Consider the following 1,820-nt stretch of genomic DNA (forward strand, 5'->3'; position numbering starts at 1 on the left):
CTGCACAACAGCCATTACGCCCAATCAACTGGTGCAGTCGTCTTCTGAAAATGACAATCCAGTTAGGGTATAGCTCAACCTGACATAGAAGCAAAAACTCAACCACCTTCTACCAACTCTCCGAACAGCTCCTTGACCTTTGTTTTCGCATCAGCAAGTGCAGTTCTGCCTTGTTCAGTGATGTCATAAACACGCCGTTCACGTCGCCCGGTGCGTTCGTGGCGTGAGGTCAGATAGCCTTTTTTTTCCAGGCCGTGCAGCATCGGGTACACGGTGCCAGCGCTCATCTCGTAGCCGTGTCGGCGTAGCTCTTCGATGATCCCCAGCCCAAAGACAGGTTCCTCGGCTGCATGGTGAAGGATGTGCAGGCGGATCAAACCGCCGTAGAGGTCTTTGTCAGTCATTTTTTGTGCCTCACAGAGCGACGCTCAACAGCCACCCAGCTGCACCGCTACCGAGGACAACCAGCCACGGCGGGAGCTTCCAGAACATAAGTGCGACAAGGGCAACTAATGCCAAGCCGAAGTCTTGCGGCTGAAAGATGGCGCTAGTCCATACAGGCTGATACAGCGCGGCCAGCAGCAAGCCGACTACAGCGGCATTGATCCCGGCCAGCGCAGCTTGGATGCCTGTATTGCGGCGCAAACGCTCCCAAAATGGCATTGATCCGACGACCAGCAAGAACGAGGGCGCGAAGATAGCCAGCAGACACACAATGCCGCCGATCCAGCCCGACGGGGCGGTGTTCATCGAGGCACCAAGAAACGCGGCGAACGTGAACAAAGGGCCGGGCACCGCTTGAGCTGCCCCGTACCCCGCGAGAAAGGATTCATTGTTGACCCAGCCGGAGGGCACCACTTCGGCTTGCAGTAATGGCAGCACAACGTGACCACCGCCGAACACCAGTGATCCGACACGATAGAAGGAATCCACCATTGCCATGGTTTGACTTGGCATCAGTTCGGCCAACACCGGCAGGCCAATCAGCAAGACAAAGAACAGCGAGAGCCAAAGCACGCCGGCCCGGTGACTGACCGTGATAGGTAGGGGGTCATGCTCAACAACTTTCGCTGGCTTGAACAATAACCGGCCTGCGATGCCTGCGATAGCAATCACGCCAACCTGTCCCCACGCGGACGGCACAAGTAAAACGACGCAGGTAGCAATTGCCATGATGGTGACTCGCAGCCCATCCGTGCATAGGTTACGCGCCATGCCCCATACTGCTTGAGCGACCACGGCCACAGCCACCACTTTTAAGCCATGCAACGCGCCCTGCGAGACGTAATCGCCATAGCTGGAGATGCCGAGCGCAAAAAGGATCAAGGCTATGGCAGACGGCAGCGTGAAGCCAGCCCAAGCAGCCAGCGCCCCGCTGTATCCAGCCCGAGACAGTCCTACCGCTATGCCGACCTGGCTGCTTGCAGGCCCTGGCAAGAACTGACAAAGCGCGACCAAGTCAGCATAGCTCCGTTCGGAGAGCCAGCGCCGCCGTGTGACAAATTCGGCGCGGAAGTAGCCCAAGTGCGCAATGGGGCCGCCAAAAGATGTCAATCCAAGCCGCAGAAAAATAAGAAAGACCGACCATGGTCTGCTGTCATCGGTAGGGTTATTCGTCATACTTTCGCCTTCATGATCTGCAACGAGTTGATCAATAATAAGCGAAATTCGATAACGAAATTCGATATAAATCTAGAAAAAAATACCTCTATGTGTACTACGCAGTTTTAGCTGTGGCTTTCACAGGAGCACGCTTACTTACGGCTTAGCGTGCTTTATTTAATGAGATGGTCACTCCCTCCTTCCCAGTACTATGCTGA

At 55.3% G+C, this 1,820-nt stretch carries 2 protein-coding genes; both read right to left on the reverse strand.

Annotated elements, in window-relative coordinates; all coding sequences use genetic code 11:
* Positions 1-98 precede the first annotated feature (98 nt).
* The gene (locus tag ACOTX7_RS24205) at positions 99-404 is read right to left on the reverse strand and encodes a PadR family transcriptional regulator (RefSeq protein WP_000130000.1); all 306 of its coding nucleotides are present in this window, start codon (positions 402-404) and stop codon (positions 99-101) included.
* A gap of 10 nt (positions 405-414) precedes the next feature.
* Complete coding sequence (gene chrA, locus ACOTX7_RS24210; RefSeq protein ID WP_000184001.1) at positions 415-1,620, reverse strand: chromate efflux transporter; 1,206 nt, start codon at positions 1,618-1,620, stop codon at positions 415-417.
* Positions 1,621-1,820: the final 200 nt, after the last annotated feature.

Origin of the sequence: Enterobacter cloacae complex sp. IR5418 (assembly GCF_049238105.1) — a bacterium.
Classification (GTDB): domain Bacteria; phylum Pseudomonadota; class Gammaproteobacteria; order Enterobacterales; family Enterobacteriaceae; genus Enterobacter; species Enterobacter hormaechei.

Coding starts and splice junctions, on each gene's coding strand:
- chrA (WP_000184001.1), bottom strand. CDS start 1,620: ATGACGAATAACCCTACCGATGACAGCAGACCATGGTCGGTCTTTCTT.
- ACOTX7_RS24205 (WP_000130000.1), bottom strand. CDS start 404: ATGACTGACAAAGACCTCTACGGCGGTTTGATCCGCCTGCACATCCTT.